A 20,225-nucleotide genomic window follows, 5' to 3' on the forward strand; every position below is an offset into this window, starting at 1 on the left:
GGAGAGGGGTAGATTTCATGTTGCATCGTTATCTTCCAATGACAGAAGAAGACAAAAAAGAAATGTTACAAACGATCGGCGTTCAAACGATCGATGAATTATTCTCTGATATTCCAGAGAGTGTTCGTTTTAAAGGGGATTTAAAAATTAAAGAAGCAAAATCAGAGCCAGAGCTTTTAAAAGAGCTATCTCAAATGGCTAGTAAAAATGCTAACTTAAAAGAATACGCTTCTTTCTTAGGAGCAGGCGTATACGATCATTATGCTCCAGTAATTGTAGATCATGTTATTTCTCGCTCAGAATTTTATACAGCTTATACACCATACCAACCGGAAATTTCACAAGGGGAATTACAAGCAATCTTTGAATTCCAAACAATGATTTGTGAATTAACAGGAATGGATGTAGCAAACTCTTCTATGTATGACGGGGGTACAGCTTTAGCTGAAGCGGCAATGTTAGCAGCTGGCCATACTCGCAAAAAGAAAATTCTTGTATCTAGCGCGGTTCATCCAGAATCAAGAGCAGTACTTGAAACGTATGCAAAAGGTCAAAATCTTGAAGTTGTTGAAATTAATCATAAAGATGGTGTAACAGATTTAGACGTATTACAAAGTGAAGTAGATGATACAGTTGCTTGTGTAATCGTTCAATATCCAAACTTCTTCGGACAAGTTGAAAAATTAGCTGATATTGAAAAAATCGTTCATCAACAAAAATCATTATTTATCGTTTCTTCAAATCCATTATCATTAGGCGCATTAACACCACCAGGGAAATTTGGTGCTGATATTGTAATCGGTGATGCACAACCATTCGGTATTCCAACGCAGTTTGGTGGACCGCACTGTGGTTACTTTGCAACAACGAAAGCATTTATGCGTAAAATTCCAGGACGTCTTGTTGGACAAACTGTAGATTCAGATGGTAAACGTGGATTTGTATTAACGTTACAAGCACGTGAACAGCATATTCGCCGTGATAAAGCGACGTCTAATATTTGTTCAAACCAAGCGTTAAATGCATTAGCAGCTTCTGTTGCAATGACGGCACTTGGTAAACAAGGTGTGAAAGAAATGGCACGTCAAAATATTTCTAAAGCACAATATGCAAAACGTCAATTTGAAGCGAAAGGCTTCACAGTAACATTTGCTGGACCATTCTTCAATGAGTTTGTTGTAGATTGCAAACGTCCAGTGAAAGAAGTAAACGATGCATTATTACAAAAGAATATTATCGGTGGTTATGATCTAGGCCGTGATTATAAAGAGCATGAAAACCATATGCTTGTAGCAGTAACTGAGCTTCGTACAAAAGAGGAAATTGACACACTTGTAAACGAAATGGGGGCTATCCAATGAAGAACCAAGATCAAGCACTTATCTTTGAAGTAAGTAAAGAAGGACGCATAGGATATAGCTTACCCAAATTAGATGTAGAAGAAGTGAAACTAGAAGATGTGTTTGAGAGCGATTATATTCGAGTAGAAGATGCAGAGCTACCAGAAGTATCTGAACTTGATATTATGCGCCACTATACAGCACTTTCAAACCGTAACCACGGTGTTGATTCTGGATTCTATCCACTTGGATCTTGTACGATGAAATATAATCCGAAAATTAATGAGAGTGTAGCTCGTTTCGCAGGATTTGCAAATATTCATCCGTTGCAAGATGAAAAGACAGTACAAGGTGCAATGGAATTAATGTACGACTTACAAGAGCATTTAATTGAAATTACAGGTATGGATACTGTTACTTTACAACCAGCAGCTGGTGCACATGGAGAATGGACAGGTTTAATGTTAATTCGTGCATACCATGAAGCGAATGGTGACTTTAACCGTACGAAAGTAATTGTGCCTGACTCTGCTCACGGAACGAACCCAGCATCTGCAACTGTAGCTGGTTTTGAAACAATTACAGTAAAATCAAATGAAAATGGCCTTGTTGACTTAGAAGACTTAAAACGTGTTGTAAACGAAGAAACAGCAGCACTTATGTTAACAAATCCTAATACATTAGGGCTATTCGAAGAAAATATTTTAGAAATGGCAGAAATCGTCCATAATGCAGGCGGTAAATTATACTATGATGGTGCAAACTTAAATGCGGTATTAAGCCAAGCACGCCCAGGAGATATGGGATTTGACGTTGTGCATTTAAACCTTCATAAAACATTTACAGGTCCTCACGGCGGTGGTGGCCCAGGTTCTGGTCCAGTAGGTGTGAAAGCTGATTTAATTCCGTACTTACCAAAACCGATTTTAGAGAAAACGGAAAATGGTTATCACTTCAACTACGACCGTCCAGAAGCAATTGGTCGTGTGAAACCATTCTATGGTAACTTCGGAATTAACGTTCGTGCATACACGTATATTCGTTCTATGGGTCCAGATGGCTTGCGTGCAGTAACGGAGTATGCTGTATTAAATGCGAACTATATGATGAGAAGATTAGCGCCATTCTACGATCTTCCATTCGATAGACATTGTAAGCATGAATTTGTATTATCAGGTCGTCGTCAAAAGAAACTTGGTGTACGTACATTAGATATTGCAAAACGTCTGCTTGATTTCGGTTACCATCCACCAACAATTTACTTCCCATTAAATGTGGAAGAATGTATTATGATTGAGCCGACAGAAACAGAATCAAAAGAAACATTAGATGGTTTCATTGATAAGATGATTCAAATCGCTAAAGAAGTAGAAGAAAATCCAGAAGTTGTACAAGAAGCACCGCATACGACAGTTATTAAACGTTTAGACGAAACGATGGCTGCACGTAAACCAGTTTTACGTTATGCGAAGCTAGCTCCTGTACAAGTTTGATTAAAATAACAAAGGAAGAACTCGCTGAGGCGGGTTCTTTTTTTTGTATGGAGAATTTGTCCCGCATTAACGGACAGTAAACTCCCAACTCAAAACTTAGCTGGTGCAAAGAAGCCAGGTGGGAGATAAACTGTCCGTTAATGCCCGATTGGTTCAACTAATAATCAGTGGGGATGAACAAAAATCCCCACTGATTAAAGTTTCACTTTATGCAGAAATAGTGAAGAAAATGTTAAAAAAATATGTTTTTTGTTTCCTAATGGTGTAAAGTTGTAGTTTTATAGGTAGTTTTGTTGAAAAAGTCGGTTTGATAAAAGTATTTATTTTTGTTAGAATTTTATTGAAATTAAGAAGATGTGATGAGGCAAAGATTACTCATTTTTATGTATATGTGAAAAAACGAACAAGACGGGGGTGAAAGTGTGGGATATCGATGTTATAGAATGGTATACCATTTAGAAAATGGAGAAACAATTAAAGATGTAAAAGAATTTTGCTATCGAGACCAAGGGAAAGTATTAGAAAGAGTAGCAAATCGTGTAATGGATAATAGAGAAGTGACGGCGATTGATAAACAAGGAACAATCATTTCAATAGCATGTGAGGACATTGTAAAGGTGGAACTTGATTACATAACAGAAAGTTAACCTTGAGTCATATCGAATTATTCGATAAAATAAACTGTTGAATGGTGAAGTGAGAAGAGAGGAGTTTATCATGGGTAGTACAAGACACTTTTATATGTTTATCTTAGCGTTTGTTCTTGTTGTCGCATTAACGATTTACTTAATCGTTGACAGCAGCTGGTACAACACGGTTCATCCGGCATTCCTTCTGTTTATGTATATAGGAATTGCAGTAGTAAGTTTCGGAATGAGAGACGAGATGTTAGATCGCTTTGAAAAGTGATACATATACGAAAGACCAACAGGAAAATGTTGGTCTTTTTTTCTTGCCAAAAATAGGATGATGTGTATATACTGTATATATAAGGTATATACAGTATATACACACACTGGAGGAAAACATGAATATTATTATTTCGAATTCTTCCCAAGACCCTATTTATGTGCAAATAAGAAAACAATTAAGCCAGCTTATTTTAAATGGCGGTTTAAAGGGTGGAGATCAATTACCGTCTATTCGTAGCTTAGCGAAGGAATTACAAATTAGTGTCATTACAACGAAGCGTGCATACGAGGAGCTTGAAAAAGAAGGATATATAGAAACTGTTGCTGGGAAGGGGACTTATGTTTCACGTAAAAATAATGAACTATTAAAAGAACAAAGGCTTCGCCTATTGGAAAGTAAAGCGGAAGAGATTGTGAATGAAAGTAAAGCGTTGCAGCTTTCACTTGAAGAATTACAGCAGATGATTGCGTTTTTATATAAGGGGGAATGAGAGAGATGTTAGAGTTAAAAAATGTTTGTAAAAGTTATGAAGGTTTCGCAGTGAAAAATATAAGTTTTACGTTACCACGCGGATATATTATGGGGTTTGTCGGACCGAATGGGGCCGGGAAAAGTACGACAATCAAAATGATTATGAATTTAATTAAAAAAGATAACGGAGATATAAAAATTTTTGGCAAGGACAATAAGAAAGCTGAAAAGGAAATAAAACAAAATATCGGCTTTGTATATGATGAAAATCATTATTACGAAGATTTAACGTGTGAACAAATGAAGCGTATTATTGCACCGTTATATAAAAAGTGGGACGAAGAGCAGTATCAATCGTATATGCATAGATTGCAAGTTCCGAAGTATAAAAAAATTAAAGAATTATCAAAAGGAATGAAAATGAAATTTGCGATTGCCATCGCACTTTCGCACCACGCAGAGTTTATTATTATGGACGAACCGACAGCAGGGTTAGATCCAGTTGTTCGAAGTGAATTACTTGATATGTTGCAAGAAATTGTAATGGAAGATGAAGTATCCGTATTATTCTCAACGCACATTACAACAGATTTAGAGCGCATTGCAGATTATGTTACGTTCATCAATGATGGAGAAATTATATTTACTGGTGAAAAAGAAGACTTAATGGAGAACTACGTAATCGTAAAAGGAAGTAATGATTTATTAGACCGAGAAGGAAAAGAACTATTTGTTGGATTACGAAAAAATAAGTTTGGTTTTGAAGGTTTAGCGAATGATAAACAAGCAATCATAGATTGGTTTGGAAATGAGGTTGTACTAGAAAAGCCTACATTAGATGATATTATCGTTTACACCGCGAAAGGAAGAGGTGCTTATGCGTCAGCTTGTATATAAAGATTTGTTCTTTTTTCGGGTAATGTGGTTAGTGAATTTTGTTATGCCTCTTTTGTTTTTTATGTTAGAGCCAAGTGGTGAATTTTTATTTCCGATGAGTTGTCTATTTATAACCCTCTCCTCCGTTATGACGTTAACCTTTATGGATGAAAGAAATAAAAGTGACATTATTATAAATAGTTTACCAGTAAGTCGGAAGGATATCATTATTGCTAGATATATTTCCTGTGCAATATTTATTGTCGGTGCCATGGTTTCAACTATGATAATTGTATTCCTTTTAAGAGGTATTGCTGTTATTGATGATATTGGTGTATACCATCCTAATTTTTATATTGAAATTCCATGGTATGTAGTGGTAAGTGGAGTGATTTATTCTGTAGTATTTGTGGCGACATTTTTTCCTAGTTATTATGGTACAAAATCAAAGGGCATGAGAAGTATAGTATCAGCGGCAGCAATGGGGATTGGTGTACTTCTTTGGATATTTATTAGTGATGGGCTGAATGAAACAACATCTTCATTCAGTGAGTGGATTATGAATCCAGTACATATTGGTGTATTTACGGTTGGAGGAATGATATTAGCTAGTGCCTATATCGCTTCTATGTTTCTTACAATTAAAATTTATGAAACGCGTGATTTATAGAGAGGAGAATTCATATGCAACAGTTGATTTTGAAGGAGTTTTTTTTACAGAAGAAGATGTTTCCTTTCTATTTTTTAATCCCTATTTTATCTATTTTTAAGAATTCCGTCGAACCAATGGGGATTGCAATAGGAATATTTATAACATGTAGTACGATTATATATATTTCTTTTTATTATGACGAGAAAAGTAAAGCGGAAAAAGTATTAGTGAGTTTACCTATAACGAGAAAAGAGATAATTATAGCTAAATATATTTCAAGCACATTATTTATTATGGCTGGTTTAAGTGTAACTTTTATAGTCGTAATATTAGGAAATATTTTATTGGACAGGGATATAGTCATGCCTGGATATGCAGTGTTTTCAGCGATAGTAGCAACTTTGATTTATTGTGCAGTAACGATACCGACTAATTACATTGGGGGATATAAAGTTATTACTGTCTTGAATTTGATTATGCTTTTTCCTTTAATGGGTATGATTGGTCTTATGTGCAATATTTTTGGTGATAAAACAATTATGTTAAAAGTACTTCACTCTCAAGAGGCTACACCAGCAATGGGTGTTCTTAGTATTGGAGTATTAGTGAGTATATTCATATCAATGTTCCTCTCAATGAAAATGTTTCAGCAGGCAGAGTTATAGAAGGGACATTTTCATATTAGGAGGTGCAATACATGATTAAGCAATTAGTTTTAAAAGATATGATGATGCAAAGAAAGTTAGGGTTTGTTTATCTTATATGTTTTTTGTTCCTGCTCATTGTTGATTTTAGTAGTGATAGTTTTTTGATGACATTTAGTATGTTTGTACCTGCTCTTGGCATGATACTGTCAATGAGTTATGAGGGGAAAAATAAAAGTGAACTGATAGTAAATAGTTTACCGTTTGACCGTAAAGATCTTGTCATAGGGAAATACATATTTGTAAGTATTTTAGTTGCTCTAGGTGGATGTTTCTCACTAGTGGTTGGTTTAATAGAGTTGCAAAATGAGCATATGACTGGATTTATGCTGTGGGGAGAAATTCTCGGAGGTATAACAGGTGGGTTTGTTTGTAGCATAATTGTACTTCCGATTGAATTCTCAGTAGGATATAGCAGTGCCAAACAAATTGCTCCGTTCGCCGGACTTGCATTGGGATATTTGAGTGGATTGATTGTAAGTAACGTTTGGTTAGATGTAGAAAATGCTTGGAACACGAGTCTAGTCGTAAATATTTGTTTTATAGCAGGACTCATTCTTTTGTATATTATGTCCATGTTTTTCTCAATTCATTTGTACAATGAACGTGATCTGTGAGAGGAGGAAAATAGCGTTGAAACAACTAATTTTAAAAGATTTCATCATTCAATGGAAATTTTTAATTTGGTACATACTGTATCCTGTTTTCTTTTATATGGCCTTAACAGATACGGAAAATCTGTTCATAATTATGTCAGTAATTATTACAGTTGGGGCAACAGTAAAAACATTTGAAGCAGATAGTAAAAATGAGAGTGAAGTTATAGTAAATAGTTTACCAATATTGAAAAAACATATTGTATTTGCAAAATATATAGTAGCAATTATTATTCTTTTTATAAGTGTAATGGTCGGTTGTTTTACGATGGGAATGAAGAATGGGGTTAACCTATTTGAATTTATTGAAACGACAATGGTTGCTAGTATTAGCTTTATTTTAGTGTATTTAAGCTTTGTTTTACCGATATCGTTTTGGTTGGCCTATAAAAAAACTATTTTTATTGCGATTTTTATACTAATAGCACCTATGGCCGTTTCTTCTATTTTCTTTGGAATCAACCTAGAACAAATTCAACTATATAACAGCGTGTTATTCATTAGTTCAATATGCATGTTTATAATATCTATCTTCGTTTCAGTGAAATTGTATGAGAAGAGAGAATTTTAAAAGGTGCCCTATAAAAGGCACCTTCTTCAATAACGACAATAGGAAAGTAAAAGTTTATAAACAGAGAGGTTACTCGGTACAACATCTTTTGGAGTATGTAATATAAAGCTGAAAACGATAACGAGAATAAGAAATAGGAAAAATAAAAATAGAATTTGCTTATGTATAGAATTTTGCATATTATCCACTCCTTTTTTAGGTAGTATGTCCAAAAGAAAGGAGTATATGAAAAATGTTAGGAGGGGAGAATGATGAACAAAAGAAAATGGTTATATAGAATAGGAATATTTTTATTTTCAATCGGCCTCATATTAGCAAATGTTTACTCGGATATACCACTGTTATTTCCAAGTTTACATAAAGGGGTTGGTATAAGTATTGCCATAATTGGTCTGTTTTGTCTTATCACATGTAACTTCTACAGAAAGTCTGAATGAATATAAAAAAGGACAGTTATTCTTTTTCAGAAATACTGTCCTTTTTAAATAACTTATTCCATAGTTTGGCGATACTCCATATAATGACGATTGCAAGGGAGGCGATAATGGACCAAACAATCGATATAATTTCAAGTGTCATGTTAGGAAGGAATGTGAGAATGGATAATACTTTATGAAACAATGATTCTATTATATGAAAACTTATTTGTAATAGAATGACGATACCAAGTGTGATCCATGCTAATATTTTCTTTCCTTGTTCTTTCCACATGACATTCACCTCACGTTAGCTTAATAGTTTTAAGCCAACAGCGCCGCATAGAATACAGCTTAAGAAAGCAAGACGACGCCAATCCGCTGATTCTCGGAAAATGAGAATGCCTAGAAGTGCACTTCCAGCAGTTCCGATTCCAGTCCAAATTGCGTAAGCAGTTCCCATCGGTAATGTGTTCATCGCAAGAGATAAGAAGAAGAAGCTTACGCCGAAGTTAGCGATTAAAATAACTTTTGGTGCCCAGCCTTTCTTTTCAGTGGCTACTTTCATAAAGAGTACACCAATAATTTCACAAATACCAGCTAGAATTAAAAATACCCAAGCCATTTTATGCGGCCTCCTTCGCTTCTTTTTCTTCTGTTACTCGTTTTAAACCAATTACTCCGAAGAAGATTAAACCGATTAATAAAACTTTTACGATAGAGAAAGGTTCTCCGAAGATGAAAATCTCTGTAAGAACGATTCCGCCAGCTCCGATTCCTGTAAAGACTGCGTATACAGTGCCGACAGGTAAATCTTTATAAGCTCTAAATAATAAGACGAAACTAATTGTAATTAATAGAGCAACACCAGCCCATTCAAGTGGTGCCTCTGCTTTTTTTAGTCCAATCACCCAAAATATTTCAATAATACCAGCGATGATTACATAAATCCATGCCATATGTCATTTCTCCTTCCTACCAGTCGTTAGGTAAAGGGCTTAAAAACGACGCATTGCAAAGGAGCAATCCGTCAGTTTGAAAGTCCGCGCCAAAATACTTTCCAAGAAGCGTCTAAACGTGTCTCAAAACGATTTAAACCTGCGTATAATAGTTCAACCATAAGACCGTCGAGTAAGCATAGAAAAGCCTCTAAGGCGTCTTTTACTTCAATGTTATGCAGCTCATCTTGTTCGCTTGCTCTTTTAAATACAGGGAATAAAAGTTTTCCGACGTTTTCAATGTGTACATTTGCTTTATTAATAATTTGTTCGCGAAATGCATCAGGCGGAAAATAAGAAGTTCGTAACCAAAACATTGATTCTTCACTTTCACCAAATCGTTTTGCATACCCTTTTAATAATTTTAAAAGCAATTCTTCAGTGGACGAATTGGAAAAGCTTTCGATATCGCCTGTGAAGCTCTGCAAATCTTTTTGAAGAGCAGATTCTAAGCATATGAAATATAGCTCTTCTTTTCCTTTAAAGTGTGCGTAAATCGATGGTTTTTTAATCCCAACTTCTTGAGCAATATTTGCCAATGAAGTTCCTTCATAGCCGTAGCGTGCGAAATGAGAAAGTGCTACAGCTTTAATGCGGTTTGCTGTCATTTTCATCCCCTACCTACCGTTCGTTAGGTTCATTATATGAGATGGGAAATATAAAGTCAATAGGTGAAGAGCTGAGAAAGAGCGTTATAAGTAACGCTCTTTTTAGACAGTCTCTCGCTCAATTAAATGGAATGAAAGTTCTTTTGCACTGCCGACAATTTGCTCGCTTTGGATCTGCTTATGGAATAAAGAAAAAGCATGTGAGCCCATTGCGAGACCGGGATGTTCAATTGTGGAAATTTCTAATGCCTTTGAAATTTCATGATTATCAAATCCAAGGATAGCAAGGTCTTCAGGTACTCGAATACCATGTTTTCGAGCCTCTGTTAATAAACCAGCTGCAACTTGATCGTTCGCTGTGAAAATAGCAGTTGGACGATTTTTCATATTTAAAATACGATGGAGTATTTGTGCTCCGTCCTGCATTGTATAGCATTGGTGGAAAATCCATTCAGGATGCAACGTTTTGCCTTCGTTACGAAGTGTATCGGCGAACGCTTTTTCGCGCTCCATGGAATTTACACTTGTTTTTCTGGCTAAACAAATTCCGATTTTTTCATGGCCTCTACTTAGTAAATAGGCAGTACCAAGACGGAAACCTTCATAATGATCTACGTAGATGGATGAAATGAGGGGATGCTTCATTTTTTCACATGAAATAATAGGGGCAAATTTTGCAAAAGGTTCGATTTGTTCCCAAGAGCTCGTTCGGGAGCAAATAATCATCCCATCAAATTGTTTCATTTTCATCATTTCAAGAACACGAATTTCTTCAATGCTATCGTAATTCGTTTGACATAAATTAATATGATACCCAGCTAATAACGCTTCGTTTCCGATTCCTTCAATAATCGTACTGAAGTAGGGGAGGTTAATGAAAGGAAGCATAACGCCAATTGTATATGTTTTCCCTCTTATTAAATGGACAGCATTTATATTTTTTGCGTAGTTTAATTCTTCAACAGCATCTAGAACACGCTTACGCTTTTCTTCTTTTACGTAAGGGTGATTATTCAGGACACGAGAAACAGTTGATATCGATACACCAGCAGTTTTAGCAATTTGTTTTATATTGGCCATATGTATCACCTCTTTCCCTTATTATAAAGGGAAAATAATAAGAAAGAAAAAATCTTGACCTGAAAAGCTTTTCACAAACTATGGTATTAATAAGACTTCTTTTTATTCGCGTAACCTTTTCATTTGGGCGTAAGAATGATAGGGGTCTTTTTTGTTTGCAAAAAGTGTTGTCAAAATGTGTGAGAATAACGTGGAAAGTTTTCAAAGGTGGAGTTTGGTGACAAGGCGAATATGAAGAGAATATCAACGCTTCGTTCGTTAAGAGAGCGGTATGAAAGGGCGGAAACAAATTGAAAAAAAGAATCATTTGTTTCGTGTTTTCTAGTTTCGTGCTTAGTTCGTGTTCGTTTCAGCAAACGATGCAAGAAGAAAAACACTTTGTGGGAACAACGGGAGGAGCTATGGATCGTGTTACGGATCCTATTCCGCTAAAGGAACTTCCAAAATATTTTCCGGTGAAGTTTAAAGTTCCAACGTTTTTACCGTACGATATTACAAGTGATGTGAAGGGGGAAGTAAGAACGCTTGGGAAAAAGAACACTGTCTTAACGATTAAATATAAACAGAAAGAACCAGGTAGAAATGAGTATATTGAGTTAAATGTCGCGAACTTTCCTTATAGTTTTCCGGATCTTGTGGAAGAGAAGCGATTTCAAGAACAAATGAAACTGAATAATGGAACGTCTGCTTATTTTAAAAATAAAGATGATTATGAACGTGGTGACGAATTTGCTACGCTTATATGGAAAGAGAAAGGAATTGAATATCAACTGCTGTATCGGAATGTAGAAGAGAACGATGAAAAGGTAATCAAGCAGAATTTATTATACATTGCGAATAAGATGAAATGAAAAAACTAGCTGATTTATTCAGCTAGTTTTTTGTATGTTATTATTTCTTTTTAATTTTGCCTGTCCAAGATTTAAATCCACCTTGTAATTGGTAGAAATCTTTGTAGCCTTGTTTTTTTAAGTATTGCGCTGCACGACCTGTACGGAATCCGCTTTGGCAATATAAGTAAACAGGTTGATCTTGACGAAGTTCTTTATGGCGAAGGCGAATTTGTGATAACGGAATGTTACGTGCACCTAAAATATGCCCTGCGTTATATTCGTCTGCTTCACGAATATCGATAAGCTGTGCTTTACGGTAGCCAGCGCGAAATTCTTCTTCTGTAAGAGTTTTAATTAATTTTTTCTGATAGAAGTACATCCATACAGTGTAGCCGATAAATGCTACGATTACGGCTAATAAAATAATCCAAGTTGTTGACACGATTCTATCGCTCCCTTTTTTCTTATCCTACTTTCAATATTATAATGCCCTTATGTATTTATGCAACAGATTCATTTGCATATAAGAAGAAATTTCGTATTCTTTCACAAATTTTGTCGAATTTGGTAGACTAGAGAATGTGAAAAATAATTGGTTATATGAGGTGCAGGATGGGAAAAGAAAAATGGTGTTATATTAACTCTGGTCAATGTTCACCGGCATTTAATATGGCGTTAGATGAATGTTTATTAAATTGGCAAAGTGAAAAGAAAATGCCACCAACAATTCGTTTTTATGAATGGGAAGTACCAACATTAACAGTTGGGTATTTTCAACGTGTTGAAAAAGATATTAATATGGATGTAGTTAACGAAAAGAAATATGGATTCGTTCGTCGTCAAACAGGCGGCAGGGGTGTACTACATGACAAAGAGTTAACGTATAGTGTTATTGTGTCTGAAGATCATCCGAATATGCCGAAAACAGTTACAGAAGCGTATCGTGTTATCTCGCAAGGTTTATTAGATGGTTTTAAGGCATTAGGGTTAGAAGCCTATTATGCAGTTCCAAAAACAGAAGCAGATCGTGAAAATTTAAAAAATCCACGTTCAGGCGTATGTTTTGATGCACCATCTTGGTATGAAATTGTAGTGGAAGGACGAAAAATTGCTGGTAGTGCTCAAACACGTCAAAAAGGTGTTATTTTACAGCATGGATCGATTCCATTAGAAATTGATTTAGATGAACTATATGATCTATTTTTATTCCCAAATGAACGTGTGAAGGAACGTATGAAGAGTATGTTCTCTTCTAAAGCAGTAGCAATTAATGAATTAACAGACCGTACATTTACGATAGAACAGTTAATTAAAGCGTTTGAAGTTGGCTTTGAAAAAGGATTGGATGTAGAACTTGTTCCATATGAATTAACAGAAGAACAGTTACATGAAGTTCAAACGTTAGCGAAAGAAAAGTATGAAAGTAATGAGTGGAATTATAAAAAATAAGAGATGGCAATTGCCACCTCTTATTTTTTTATAGTAAATTAAGTACTTTTTCTACTTTGATTCCTTTATCTTGTAAAGAACGAAGGCGACTTACAACGTCCATAATTTCTTTGTCAAATGTAACGCTAATACCTTGGCTTTGTAGTTCTTCTTTTAAGCTTTCAATAGAATCATCTATGTCGATGCCAAGCTCGTAATCTTGACAAACTTCAATTGTCTTTTTCACGAGTTTAACATAATTTTCTTGTAGTTTTGAATTTGTTTCAGTCAAAGCAGGCTGCTTCGGTTTTGCAGGAGCAACCGGTGCTGTCTCTTGCTTTGTAACTGGAGTAGGGACTGCTTTTTTCACAGGCGCTGGAGTAACTAGTTCTACAGCTGCTTCTACGCTTACTGGCTTCGGTGTCGGTACCGGAGTAGGCTTAGGTGCCATAGCAGGTGTTTCCACACGCGTAACAGGCTTAGGAGCAGGTGTAATTGCTTTTGGAGCTTCTACAACTACTTCTTTTTTCGGTGCTGCTTCTACCTGTGTTTCTTCTTGCTCGGCAGCTTCTTTATTTTCTTTACTCCACATAACGCGTTCAATTTCTAGAGACACATTGTTTTTGTTCATCGCTGTTAATGTAACTTTACCAACTTCAGCGTTTCCAGTGAAATCAACAATTTTATAAATAACACTCTTGTTCCAATCCACGTTTCCGCTCAAAAATAATTCTTCGTTACATTTCGGCGTTAAGCCCTCGATTTTAATTTCTGCGTTTACACCGTTTTCACTATATACCATAATTAGCGAAGCATTTACATCTTCGTCTGCTAACATTAGTTCACGTACCATTTTGCCGGTGCGTACTTGCGTTTTCTTCTTAACTGACATCTAATTTCTCCTCTCAAAAATTCAGTAATAATAAAAAAATCGTATAACGAAAAATAATTGCTCACGAAGATTTATGATACCGATAATAAAAGCATCACGTCAACAATTAACTTTAATTATTTTGCATTTTTCTTATTTTCTTTATGAAATTTTTCAATTTGTAAAATTAGACAGAAGAAAAAACAGCCTTTTGAAGGGCTGTTAAAAATTTGATTTTTTATATAGTAATTTATATAAAATAAAAAATAAGATAGCAATTAAAGCATTTTGCCAAAAGTTTAGATGATAAATGAGGTAAGGTTGCTTTTGGAAATAAATATTTAAGAATACAGCGGAACAAAATGGAGTAGCAAATGCGAATCCAAATAGAATTCTTCTTTTCCAATTCATTTTCTGATTAAAGGAGTAACGCTTTAATAAATATAAAATAAATAGTATACCTAGTATAATTATTGAAACGGACAAAGTAGTTCCAAGGATGCTAAAAGGCGGACTTGATAATGTATTGTTTTTTTCAAAGAAAAACATAAAAAATGAAATAATTGCATTTATGCCAAACTGTATAGCAAGAAGTAAGCTAATAGAAAATCCAATTAAAGAGGCTTTTTCTAACTTTGTTTGAGTTGGTAAAGCTGATATAAGTTCATCGCAATAAGATTGTAAATTATCTCCGAAGATGTCATAAGCGTTTTTATTTTCTGCTTGTGCTTCGATGAGGTGATCTAATATTTCTAGTAACAGTTCTTCCATTTGTTGCTCGGGTACGTTTGATATTCGAAGATATACTAACATATCACCATAAGCAGCCTCGTTTTCGGAAGTTAGAAGCTCACGTTTTTTATTATTCAATTCAATCATGTCTTGTGCATTCATCCCTATCACTCCCTCTGTAATAAGTTATTTACCGTAGTAGAAACCATTCCCCAGCTTTGTTTAAATTCTTTAAGTTGTTCTAATCCTTTATCGGTTATGTGATAATATTTTCGCTTTGGACCGAGTGAGGAAGCTTTTAATGTGCCTTCGATCAATTTTTCTTTTTGCATACGTAATAATAACGGATAGATGCTTCCTTCGCTTACGAATGTAAAGCCATGTTTATTTAATTTTGTGCTCAGTTCATATCCGTACACTTCTTCTTGTGAAATGATGTATAGGATACAACCTTCTAGTACACCTTTTAACATTTGGCTGTGCATGATTTCACCACCTTTTACTCAGGTAACTTGCGTTGCAAGGTAGCTGTTATCCGGATTATAACATTCAGTAACTTGCAACGCAAGTTACTGAAGTGGAAAACTTTAATGAGTGTTAATTTTTCAATGTTTCCCATACTAACGAGAGGAGGGAAGCGTATGAAACCATTTATGCCAAAACTCGTGTACTTTGAACCGAAGGCACTTGAATATCCACTTGGAAAAGAGCTTTATGAGAAGTTTACGAAGATGGGATTAGAAATTCGTGAAACGACATCCCATAATCAAATTCGGAATTTGCCGGGTGAAAATGATTTACAAAAGTATCGTAATGCAAAAGCAACGCTTGTCGTTGGGGTGAGGAAGACATTAAAGTTTGATACTTCAAAACCGTCAGCTGAATATGCAATTCCGCTTGCAACAGGATGTATGGGACATTGTCATTATTGTTATTTGCAAACGACACTTGGGAGTAAGCCTTACGTTCGCGTGTATGTGAATCTTGATGAAATATTTGAGAAGGCACAGCAATATATGGATGAAAGAGCACCTGAAATCACAAGGTTTGAAGCTGCTTGTACATCAGATATCGTTGGGATTGATCATTTAACACATGCATTAAAGAGGGCGATTGAATTTATTGGAGAAAGTGAGCATGGGCGTTTGCGTTTCGTTACGAAATATTCGCACGTTGATCATTTGTTAGATGCAAAACATAATGGGAAAACGCGTTTCAGGTTTAGTATTAATTCACGGTATGTAATTAAAAATTTTGAACCAGGGACATCACCGTTTGAAGAAAGAATTGAAGCTGCTCGTAAAGTAGCAGGCGCGGGTTATCCACTTGGTTTTATAGTTGCGCCACTTTATATGCATGAAGGATGGGAAGAAGGATACCGTGAACTATTTGAGCGACTGTACAATGCGCTGAAGGATATGACGATACCAAATTTAACGTTTGAATTAATTCAGCATCGTTTTACAAAACCAGCGAAAAAGGTTATTCAAGAGCGTTATCCAAATACGAAGCTTGAAATGGATGAAGAGAAGCGGAAGTATAAATGGGGACGATATGGCATCGGAAAATATGTATATAAAAAGGATGATGCAGCAGTATTGGAAGAAACGATAAGAGGTTATATAAATGAGTTTTTTCCTAATGCAGAAATACAATATTTTACTTAAGGGGGGTCTGTATGCAAATACAGATTCTTTTTTGTTTTATATATTTAGGCTCGTTTTCAACTTGTCACGTTATTCTTTCTGGTGTATCATTTTATTGATTGCTTCGTACGGAATAAGCAAAATGAACTTGGATGGAGGAAACCGATGCCTACCCCTAGTATGGAAGATTATATTGAACAAATTTATTTGTTGATTGATGAAAAGGGTTACGCCCGCGTATCTGATATTGCTGAAGCGCTTAGTGTACATCCATCCTCTGTAACAAAAATGGTGCAAAAATTAGACAAAGATGAATATCTAATTTATGAAAAATATAGAGGGCTTGTATTAACAACAAAAGGTAAAAAAATCGGAGAACGTCTCGTATATCGTCATGACTTGCTAGAGCAATTTATGCGTATTATCGGTGTGGATGAAAGTAAAATTTACAATGATGTAGAAGGAATTGAACATCATTTAAGTTGGGAAGCGATTGATCGCATTGGTGATTTAGTGCAATACTTTGAACAAGATGCAGTCCGAGTGGAAACGCTTCGCGGTGTTCAAAGAGCAAATGAAGAGAAAAGTAATTAAGGGGAACGTATGGCGTTTCCTTTTTTATTTCAATTCGAAAAGGATGGGAGAATTATGAAAGCAATTATTTTTGATTTTGATGGATTAATTGTGGACACAGAAACGATATGGTTTCACTCTTTCAGAGATGCTGTTCGTGAATACGGCGGGGAACTACCTTTAGAGGAATTTGCGAAATGCATTGGAACAACAGATGAGGTACTTTATACATATTTAAATGATCAATTAAAAGAGAAGTTTAACAAAAGTGTATTAAAAGAAAAAGTGGCAACTTTACATAAAGAGAAAATGAGAATACCAGAAGCTCGTGACGGGGTAAAAGAATATTTAGAAGAAGCGAAAGAAATGGGATTAAAAATCGCACTAGCTTCTAGTTCTTCTAGAGAATGGGTTATTCATTTTTTAGAAGAGCTACAAATTCGAGAATATTTTGAAGTAATTAAAACGAGAGAAGATGTTGAGAAGGTAAAACCAGATCCAGCTCTTTATCGAGTTGCAATAGAAGAATTAGGAATTAAGCCATCTGAAGCTGTTGTATTTGAAGACTCATTAAATGGATTGAGAGCAGCAGTTGCAGCGGGATTAACGTGCGTTGTGGTACCTAATGATGTGACACGGAATTTACCGTTTGAAAATCATCATCTTCGAATTGAAAGTATGAGAGAGAAAAGTTTAAAAGAAGTGCTTCAAAGTATAAAAAAAGACCGTATTTCCTAAAAGGAAGCACGGTCTTTCTTTTTGCTTTTTTTGCCTTCAATGACAGTTAAATGAGACTGTTTTCTTTTTCGTTTCAAAGTGGAAGAATTCCCTTTTTTACTTTTGTCATTAGAAGTATTTGACTTAAAGAAAGAATTGCCTAGGGGTGCTACATTTTGTTTCCCATGTTTGCGGTTCGATTGTTTTGCCGCACGCTTATATGAGCTTTGCGAATTTGCGGAACCACTGGAATTTGTAAACATCTTGTATAGCAAGTAAAAGATACCGACAACAAGTAACATGTACCCGATATTTCTTAATACACCCATGGGATTTGTAATAACAGATGAAACAAGGCCGAATATTGCCAATCCGATAATAAGCACAAATATAGCGAAAGTAAACGAACGACCGTTCATAAGGGACACCTCCTAAAAACATATATTGAAATTAGTATATTAACGATGAGGAAAGGAGTTGAACACCATTTTTAAATAATTATTGTTTGTTCTCTAAACGTAATAATTCTTCAAACGATGCAATTGCTACTTCCACTTGATCATCTGTTGGTTCTTTCGTTGTTAATAGTTGTAGCCATAATCCAGGATATCCAAGTACGCGTAATACGGGAATATCTCGTAATCGATTTGTAAATTGCAATACTTCAAAAGAAATACCAAGTACAACTGGAATTAATAAAATCCTGTTTATAACTCGTGCCCAAAGAGGATCTGTAGGGACTAGGAAATAAACGAACATTCCAATAATGACTGTAAATATAATAAAGCTACTGCCGCATCTATAATGGAGACGAGTTTGCTTTTGAACGTTTTCTACAGTCAGAGGAAGGTTATTCTCGTAAGCATTGATTACCTTATGCTCTGCACCGTGATACTGAAATACCCGCTTAATAAGTGGGGTTAAAGAAATAAAGTATATATAGCTCAATAATAGCATGAGCTTAATGACACTTTCGACAATGATTTGCCCAGTATGAGATGGGAAAATCGGTCTCGTTAATTCAGCTAATAGTGCAGGAACTGCTGTGAAAATGACTTTACCGAATATAAAAGATAAAACGCCAACAGCTGCAACTCCTAATACCATCGTTAATTTTGATTGTTCTTCTTTTTTATTTGCAATTTGTTCATCATCTTCTGGGTGGACGTCAAATCGTTCTGAAGCGAAGTTTAAATGCTTTGCTCCATTCGCACTTGCATCCACAATAGCGGCAATCCCTCGTAAAAATGGAATTTTTTTTAGGGTAGATAGTACTTTATTACGAACGCGTGGTAATCGATAAAATTCAATCGATTTATCTTTACGACGAACCGCTGTAACAGTATATTCTCTACCGCCAAACATAACTCCTTCTATGACCGCTTGCCCGCCATATATTTGTTTTGACTCTTCTGCCATGTTAACACCAACCTGTATTTGTTTCTCTCTTATGTAGAAAAAGAGGCAATTGTCATACTGGGTTCTGTCGTTTTGAAATAAGACAATCACCGAGTTTCCTTTATTTTATCGGCAAATACAAGTAGATGACAAGGGAAAATGTTATGAGAGTCGGACATTTCTTATTCTTTTTATAGACAAATTTCGCAGGATTTAAACATGCTTCAAAATAGTTTCGGGCATACTATTGAGCGGAGGTGTCGATGTGAGTCAAGAACAATTAGGAACAAGGAATTTTGTGCAGATTGGTTTGTTTGGTGGAATCTTTTGGGGCGGGATCTGGTATTTCCTTCATATATTTTCATTCACGGAGGCGGGACCGAATTATTTCCTTTTACCATTTGCGTTTGGAAGTTGGAAAGAGGGTGTATGGGGCAATGTGTTCGGAATAGTGTGTATGGGACTTCTTTCAATTTTGATCGCCTTTTTGTATAAAGCATTTTTTGCGAAGTTTGAAGGGATTATAGCGGGAATTATTTATGGGCTATTTTGGTGGGCACTACTGTTTTTGGGGATGGGTTTAATGGCTCCTGTTATTAAAAGTGCGCTCCATTTACCAAAAGAGACAATTGTGACGACAATATGTATTTTTATATTGTATGGTGTGTTTATAGCATATTCTGTTTCTTACGCAGTAAATAGCAATAAAGCAGAACAAGAAGGGCAAGAGAAGACGAACTATTCAAATAAGTAACTCCTATGTTAAAATATTGTATAGATATTTAATATTAAGGAGTTTTAAGAATATGAAAAAGTTACTCCTCGTAAACGGTCCTAACCTAAATCGCCTCGGTGTTCGTGAGGTAAATGTATATGGAAAGGGCACGCTAGCGACACTTGAAGCAGATATGAAGCAAGAAGCAGAAACAATGGGAGTGGAGTTAGAATGTTTCCAATCGAATCATGAAGGTGCCATTATCGACATTATTCATGAAGCGGAAGATATATATGAAGGGATCATTTTAAATCCGGGAGCATTTACGCATTATAGCTATGCGATTCGTGATGCCATTGCGAGCATTTCGATTCCTGTTATTGAAGTACATATTTCTAACATTCATCAGCGTGAATCGTTCCGTCATGAATCTGTGACGGCAGCTGTTTGTGCAGGTCAAATTGTAGGATTTGGTTTTTATGGCTATAAGTTAGCGTTATTTGCATTAATGGAGAAATTGAGGGAGGCATAAAGT

The 20,225-nt window shown here is 35.5% G+C and carries 29 protein-coding genes; 18 read left to right on the top strand and 11 right to left on the bottom strand.

From position 1 onward, the window contains the following. Positions 1 to 17 precede the first annotated feature (17 nt). The 11 genes from gcvPA to DN404_RS13330 all read left to right on the top strand — a co-directional run bounded on the left by gcvPA (position 18) and on the right by DN404_RS13330 (position 8,112). A complete protein-coding gene (gene gcvPA, locus DN404_RS13275) occupies positions 18 to 1,361 on the top strand; it encodes an aminomethyl-transferring glycine dehydrogenase subunit 1 (protein ID WP_000903240.1) in 1,344 nt (447 codons plus the stop codon). Next, positions 1,358 to 2,833 carry an aminomethyl-transferring glycine dehydrogenase subunit 2 gene (gcvPB, locus tag DN404_RS13280; RefSeq protein ID WP_046392993.1) on the top strand — a complete coding sequence of 492 codons (1,476 nt, stop codon included), beginning with the start codon at positions 1,358 to 1,360 and terminating at the stop codon, positions 2,831 to 2,833. Before gcvPA ends, gcvPB begins: the two co-directional genes overlap by 4 nt. Before the next feature lie 443 nt (positions 2,834 to 3,276). Then, positions 3,277 to 3,480: a DUF3929 family protein gene (locus DN404_RS13290; protein WP_000262496.1), complete on the top strand. Its 204-nt coding sequence runs from the start codon at positions 3,277 to 3,279 to the stop codon at positions 3,478 to 3,480. 70 nt (positions 3,481 to 3,550) lie between these two features. Further along, entirely contained in the window at positions 3,551 to 3,742 is a 192-nt protein-coding gene (locus DN404_RS13295; protein ID WP_000535933.1) for a hypothetical protein, read from the top strand. Between the two features lie 118 nt (positions 3,743 to 3,860). Beyond that, positions 3,861 to 4,235: a GntR family transcriptional regulator gene (locus tag DN404_RS13300; RefSeq protein ID WP_001021353.1), complete on the top strand. Its 375-nt coding sequence runs from the start codon at positions 3,861 to 3,863 to the stop codon at positions 4,233 to 4,235. A 5-nt stretch (positions 4,236 to 4,240) separates the two neighbouring features. Next, positions 4,241 to 5,113 (top strand): ABC transporter ATP-binding protein, encoded by an 873-nt coding sequence (locus DN404_RS13305; protein WP_000891306.1) that lies wholly within the window; start codon positions 4,241 to 4,243, stop codon positions 5,111 to 5,113. Continuing rightward, on the top strand, positions 5,094 to 5,762 hold the full coding sequence (locus DN404_RS13310; RefSeq protein ID WP_001249566.1) for an ABC-2 transporter permease: 669 nt from the start codon (positions 5,094 to 5,096) through the stop codon (positions 5,760 to 5,762). Before DN404_RS13305 ends, DN404_RS13310 begins: the two co-directional genes overlap by 20 nt. Before the next feature lie 14 nt (positions 5,763 to 5,776). Next, the gene (locus DN404_RS13315; RefSeq protein ID WP_001186554.1) at positions 5,777 to 6,409 is read left to right on the top strand and encodes an ABC-2 transporter permease; all 633 of its coding nucleotides are present in this window, start codon (positions 5,777 to 5,779) and stop codon (positions 6,407 to 6,409) included. Between the two features lie 32 nt (positions 6,410 to 6,441). After that, positions 6,442 to 7,065 (top strand): ABC-2 transporter permease, encoded by a 624-nt coding sequence (locus tag DN404_RS13320; protein WP_000595384.1) that lies wholly within the window; start codon positions 6,442 to 6,444, stop codon positions 7,063 to 7,065. After that, complete coding sequence (locus DN404_RS13325; RefSeq protein ID WP_033695177.1) at positions 7,049 to 7,675, top strand: ABC-2 transporter permease; 627 nt, start codon at positions 7,049 to 7,051, stop codon at positions 7,673 to 7,675. Before DN404_RS13320 ends, DN404_RS13325 begins: the two co-directional genes overlap by 17 nt. 248 nt (positions 7,676 to 7,923) lie before the next feature. Then, the gene (locus tag DN404_RS13330; protein ID WP_016123326.1) at positions 7,924 to 8,112 is read left to right on the top strand and encodes a hypothetical protein; all 189 of its coding nucleotides are present in this window, start codon (positions 7,924 to 7,926) and stop codon (positions 8,110 to 8,112) included. 16 nt (positions 8,113 to 8,128) lie between these two features. On the opposite strand, the gene DN404_RS13335 is transcribed toward DN404_RS13330, so the two are convergent. From DN404_RS13335 to DN404_RS13355, 5 genes are all read right to left on the bottom strand, one after another. Beyond that, positions 8,129 to 8,386 (bottom strand): DUF3975 family protein, encoded by a 258-nt coding sequence (locus tag DN404_RS13335; protein WP_149215128.1) that lies wholly within the window; start codon positions 8,384 to 8,386, stop codon positions 8,129 to 8,131. A gap of 15 nt (positions 8,387 to 8,401) precedes the next feature. Continuing rightward, on the bottom strand, positions 8,402 to 8,716 hold the full coding sequence (locus tag DN404_RS13340) for a DMT family transporter (protein WP_000312623.1): 315 nt from the start codon (positions 8,714 to 8,716) through the stop codon (positions 8,402 to 8,404). A gap of 1 nt (position 8,717) precedes the next feature. After that, complete coding sequence (locus tag DN404_RS13345; protein WP_000312339.1) at positions 8,718 to 9,050, bottom strand: DMT family transporter; 333 nt, start codon at positions 9,048 to 9,050, stop codon at positions 8,718 to 8,720. A gap of 71 nt (positions 9,051 to 9,121) precedes the next feature. Further along, positions 9,122 to 9,703, bottom strand: coding sequence for a TetR/AcrR family transcriptional regulator (locus DN404_RS13350; protein WP_002005730.1), 582 nt, complete (start codon positions 9,701 to 9,703; stop codon positions 9,122 to 9,124). Positions 9,704 to 9,799: 96 nt separating this feature from the next. Beyond that, positions 9,800 to 10,777, bottom strand: a complete 978-nt coding sequence (locus DN404_RS13355) for a LacI family DNA-binding transcriptional regulator (RefSeq protein WP_001273985.1) — start codon at positions 10,775 to 10,777, stop codon at positions 9,800 to 9,802. Between the two features lie 314 nt (positions 10,778 to 11,091). On the opposite strand from DN404_RS13355, the gene DN404_RS13360 reads away from it, so the two are divergent. Next, on the top strand, positions 11,092 to 11,628 hold the full coding sequence (locus tag DN404_RS13360) for a hypothetical protein (RefSeq protein ID WP_033666640.1): 537 nt from the start codon (positions 11,092 to 11,094) through the stop codon (positions 11,626 to 11,628). A 40-nt stretch (positions 11,629 to 11,668) separates the two neighbouring features. Here DN404_RS13360 and DN404_RS13365 read toward each other — a convergent pair whose 3' ends face one another. Next, entirely contained in the window at positions 11,669 to 12,052 is a 384-nt protein-coding gene (locus tag DN404_RS13365; RefSeq protein ID WP_000108653.1) for a rhodanese-like domain-containing protein, read from the bottom strand. Positions 12,053 to 12,222: 170 nt separating this feature from the next. Here DN404_RS13365 and DN404_RS13370 point away from each other — a divergent pair, with 170 nt between their 5' ends. After that, the gene (locus DN404_RS13370) at positions 12,223 to 13,059 is read left to right on the top strand and encodes a lipoate--protein ligase family protein (protein ID WP_000514081.1); all 837 of its coding nucleotides are present in this window, start codon (positions 12,223 to 12,225) and stop codon (positions 13,057 to 13,059) included. Positions 13,060 to 13,087: 28 nt separating this feature from the next. On the opposite strand, the gene DN404_RS13375 is transcribed toward DN404_RS13370, so the two are convergent. From DN404_RS13375 to DN404_RS13385, 3 genes are all read right to left on the bottom strand, one after another. Beyond that, positions 13,088 to 13,930, bottom strand: a complete 843-nt coding sequence (locus tag DN404_RS13375; RefSeq protein ID WP_000111900.1) for a hypothetical protein — start codon at positions 13,928 to 13,930, stop codon at positions 13,088 to 13,090. Between the two features lie 201 nt (positions 13,931 to 14,131). Beyond that, positions 14,132 to 14,803: a DUF1129 family protein gene (locus DN404_RS13380; protein WP_000993584.1), complete on the bottom strand. Its 672-nt coding sequence runs from the start codon at positions 14,801 to 14,803 to the stop codon at positions 14,132 to 14,134. Positions 14,804 to 14,808: 5 nt separating this feature from the next. Continuing rightward, a complete protein-coding gene (locus DN404_RS13385; protein WP_000556079.1) occupies positions 14,809 to 15,126 on the bottom strand; it encodes a PadR family transcriptional regulator in 318 nt (105 codons plus the stop codon). A gap of 156 nt (positions 15,127 to 15,282) precedes the next feature. Here DN404_RS13385 and splB point away from each other — a divergent pair, with 156 nt between their 5' ends. The 3 genes from splB (at position 15,283) to DN404_RS13400 (ending at position 17,598) form a co-directional block, all read left to right on the top strand. Beyond that, positions 15,283 to 16,308: a spore photoproduct lyase gene (splB, locus tag DN404_RS13390; RefSeq protein ID WP_000802121.1), complete on the top strand. Its 1,026-nt coding sequence runs from the start codon at positions 15,283 to 15,285 to the stop codon at positions 16,306 to 16,308. A gap of 144 nt (positions 16,309 to 16,452) precedes the next feature. Continuing rightward, positions 16,453 to 16,881 (top strand): transcriptional regulator MntR, encoded by a 429-nt coding sequence (gene mntR / locus DN404_RS13395; RefSeq protein ID WP_001143084.1) that lies wholly within the window; start codon positions 16,453 to 16,455, stop codon positions 16,879 to 16,881. Between the two features lie 54 nt (positions 16,882 to 16,935). Next, positions 16,936 to 17,598: an HAD family hydrolase gene (locus tag DN404_RS13400; RefSeq protein ID WP_025687934.1), complete on the top strand. Its 663-nt coding sequence runs from the start codon at positions 16,936 to 16,938 to the stop codon at positions 17,596 to 17,598. Here DN404_RS13400 and DN404_RS13405 read toward each other — a convergent pair. Both DN404_RS13405 and DN404_RS13410 read right to left on the bottom strand, forming a co-directional pair. Next, complete coding sequence (locus tag DN404_RS13405) at positions 17,595 to 17,996, bottom strand: SA1362 family protein (RefSeq protein WP_001014463.1); 402 nt, start codon at positions 17,994 to 17,996, stop codon at positions 17,595 to 17,597. The genes DN404_RS13400 and DN404_RS13405 overlap by 4 nt on opposite strands. 79 nt (positions 17,997 to 18,075) lie before the next feature. Further along, positions 18,076 to 18,996, bottom strand: coding sequence for a DUF1385 domain-containing protein (locus tag DN404_RS13410; protein ID WP_000807121.1), 921 nt, complete (start codon positions 18,994 to 18,996; stop codon positions 18,076 to 18,078). Positions 18,997 to 19,240: 244 nt separating this feature from the next. On the opposite strand from DN404_RS13410, the gene DN404_RS13415 reads away from it, so the two are divergent. Continuing rightward, positions 19,241 to 19,729 carry a YqhR family membrane protein gene (locus tag DN404_RS13415; RefSeq protein WP_000076881.1) on the top strand — a complete coding sequence of 163 codons (489 nt, stop codon included), beginning with the start codon at positions 19,241 to 19,243 and terminating at the stop codon, positions 19,727 to 19,729. A 52-nt stretch (positions 19,730 to 19,781) separates the two neighbouring features. Next, entirely contained in the window at positions 19,782 to 20,222 is a 441-nt protein-coding gene (gene aroQ / locus DN404_RS13420) for a type II 3-dehydroquinate dehydratase (RefSeq protein WP_000735140.1), read from the top strand. Positions 20,223 to 20,225 lie beyond the last annotated feature (3 nt).

This window comes from Bacillus sp. TE8-1, assembly GCF_008368855.1.
Classification (GTDB): Bacteria; Bacillota; Bacilli; order Bacillales; family Bacillaceae_G; genus Bacillus_A; species Bacillus_A cereus.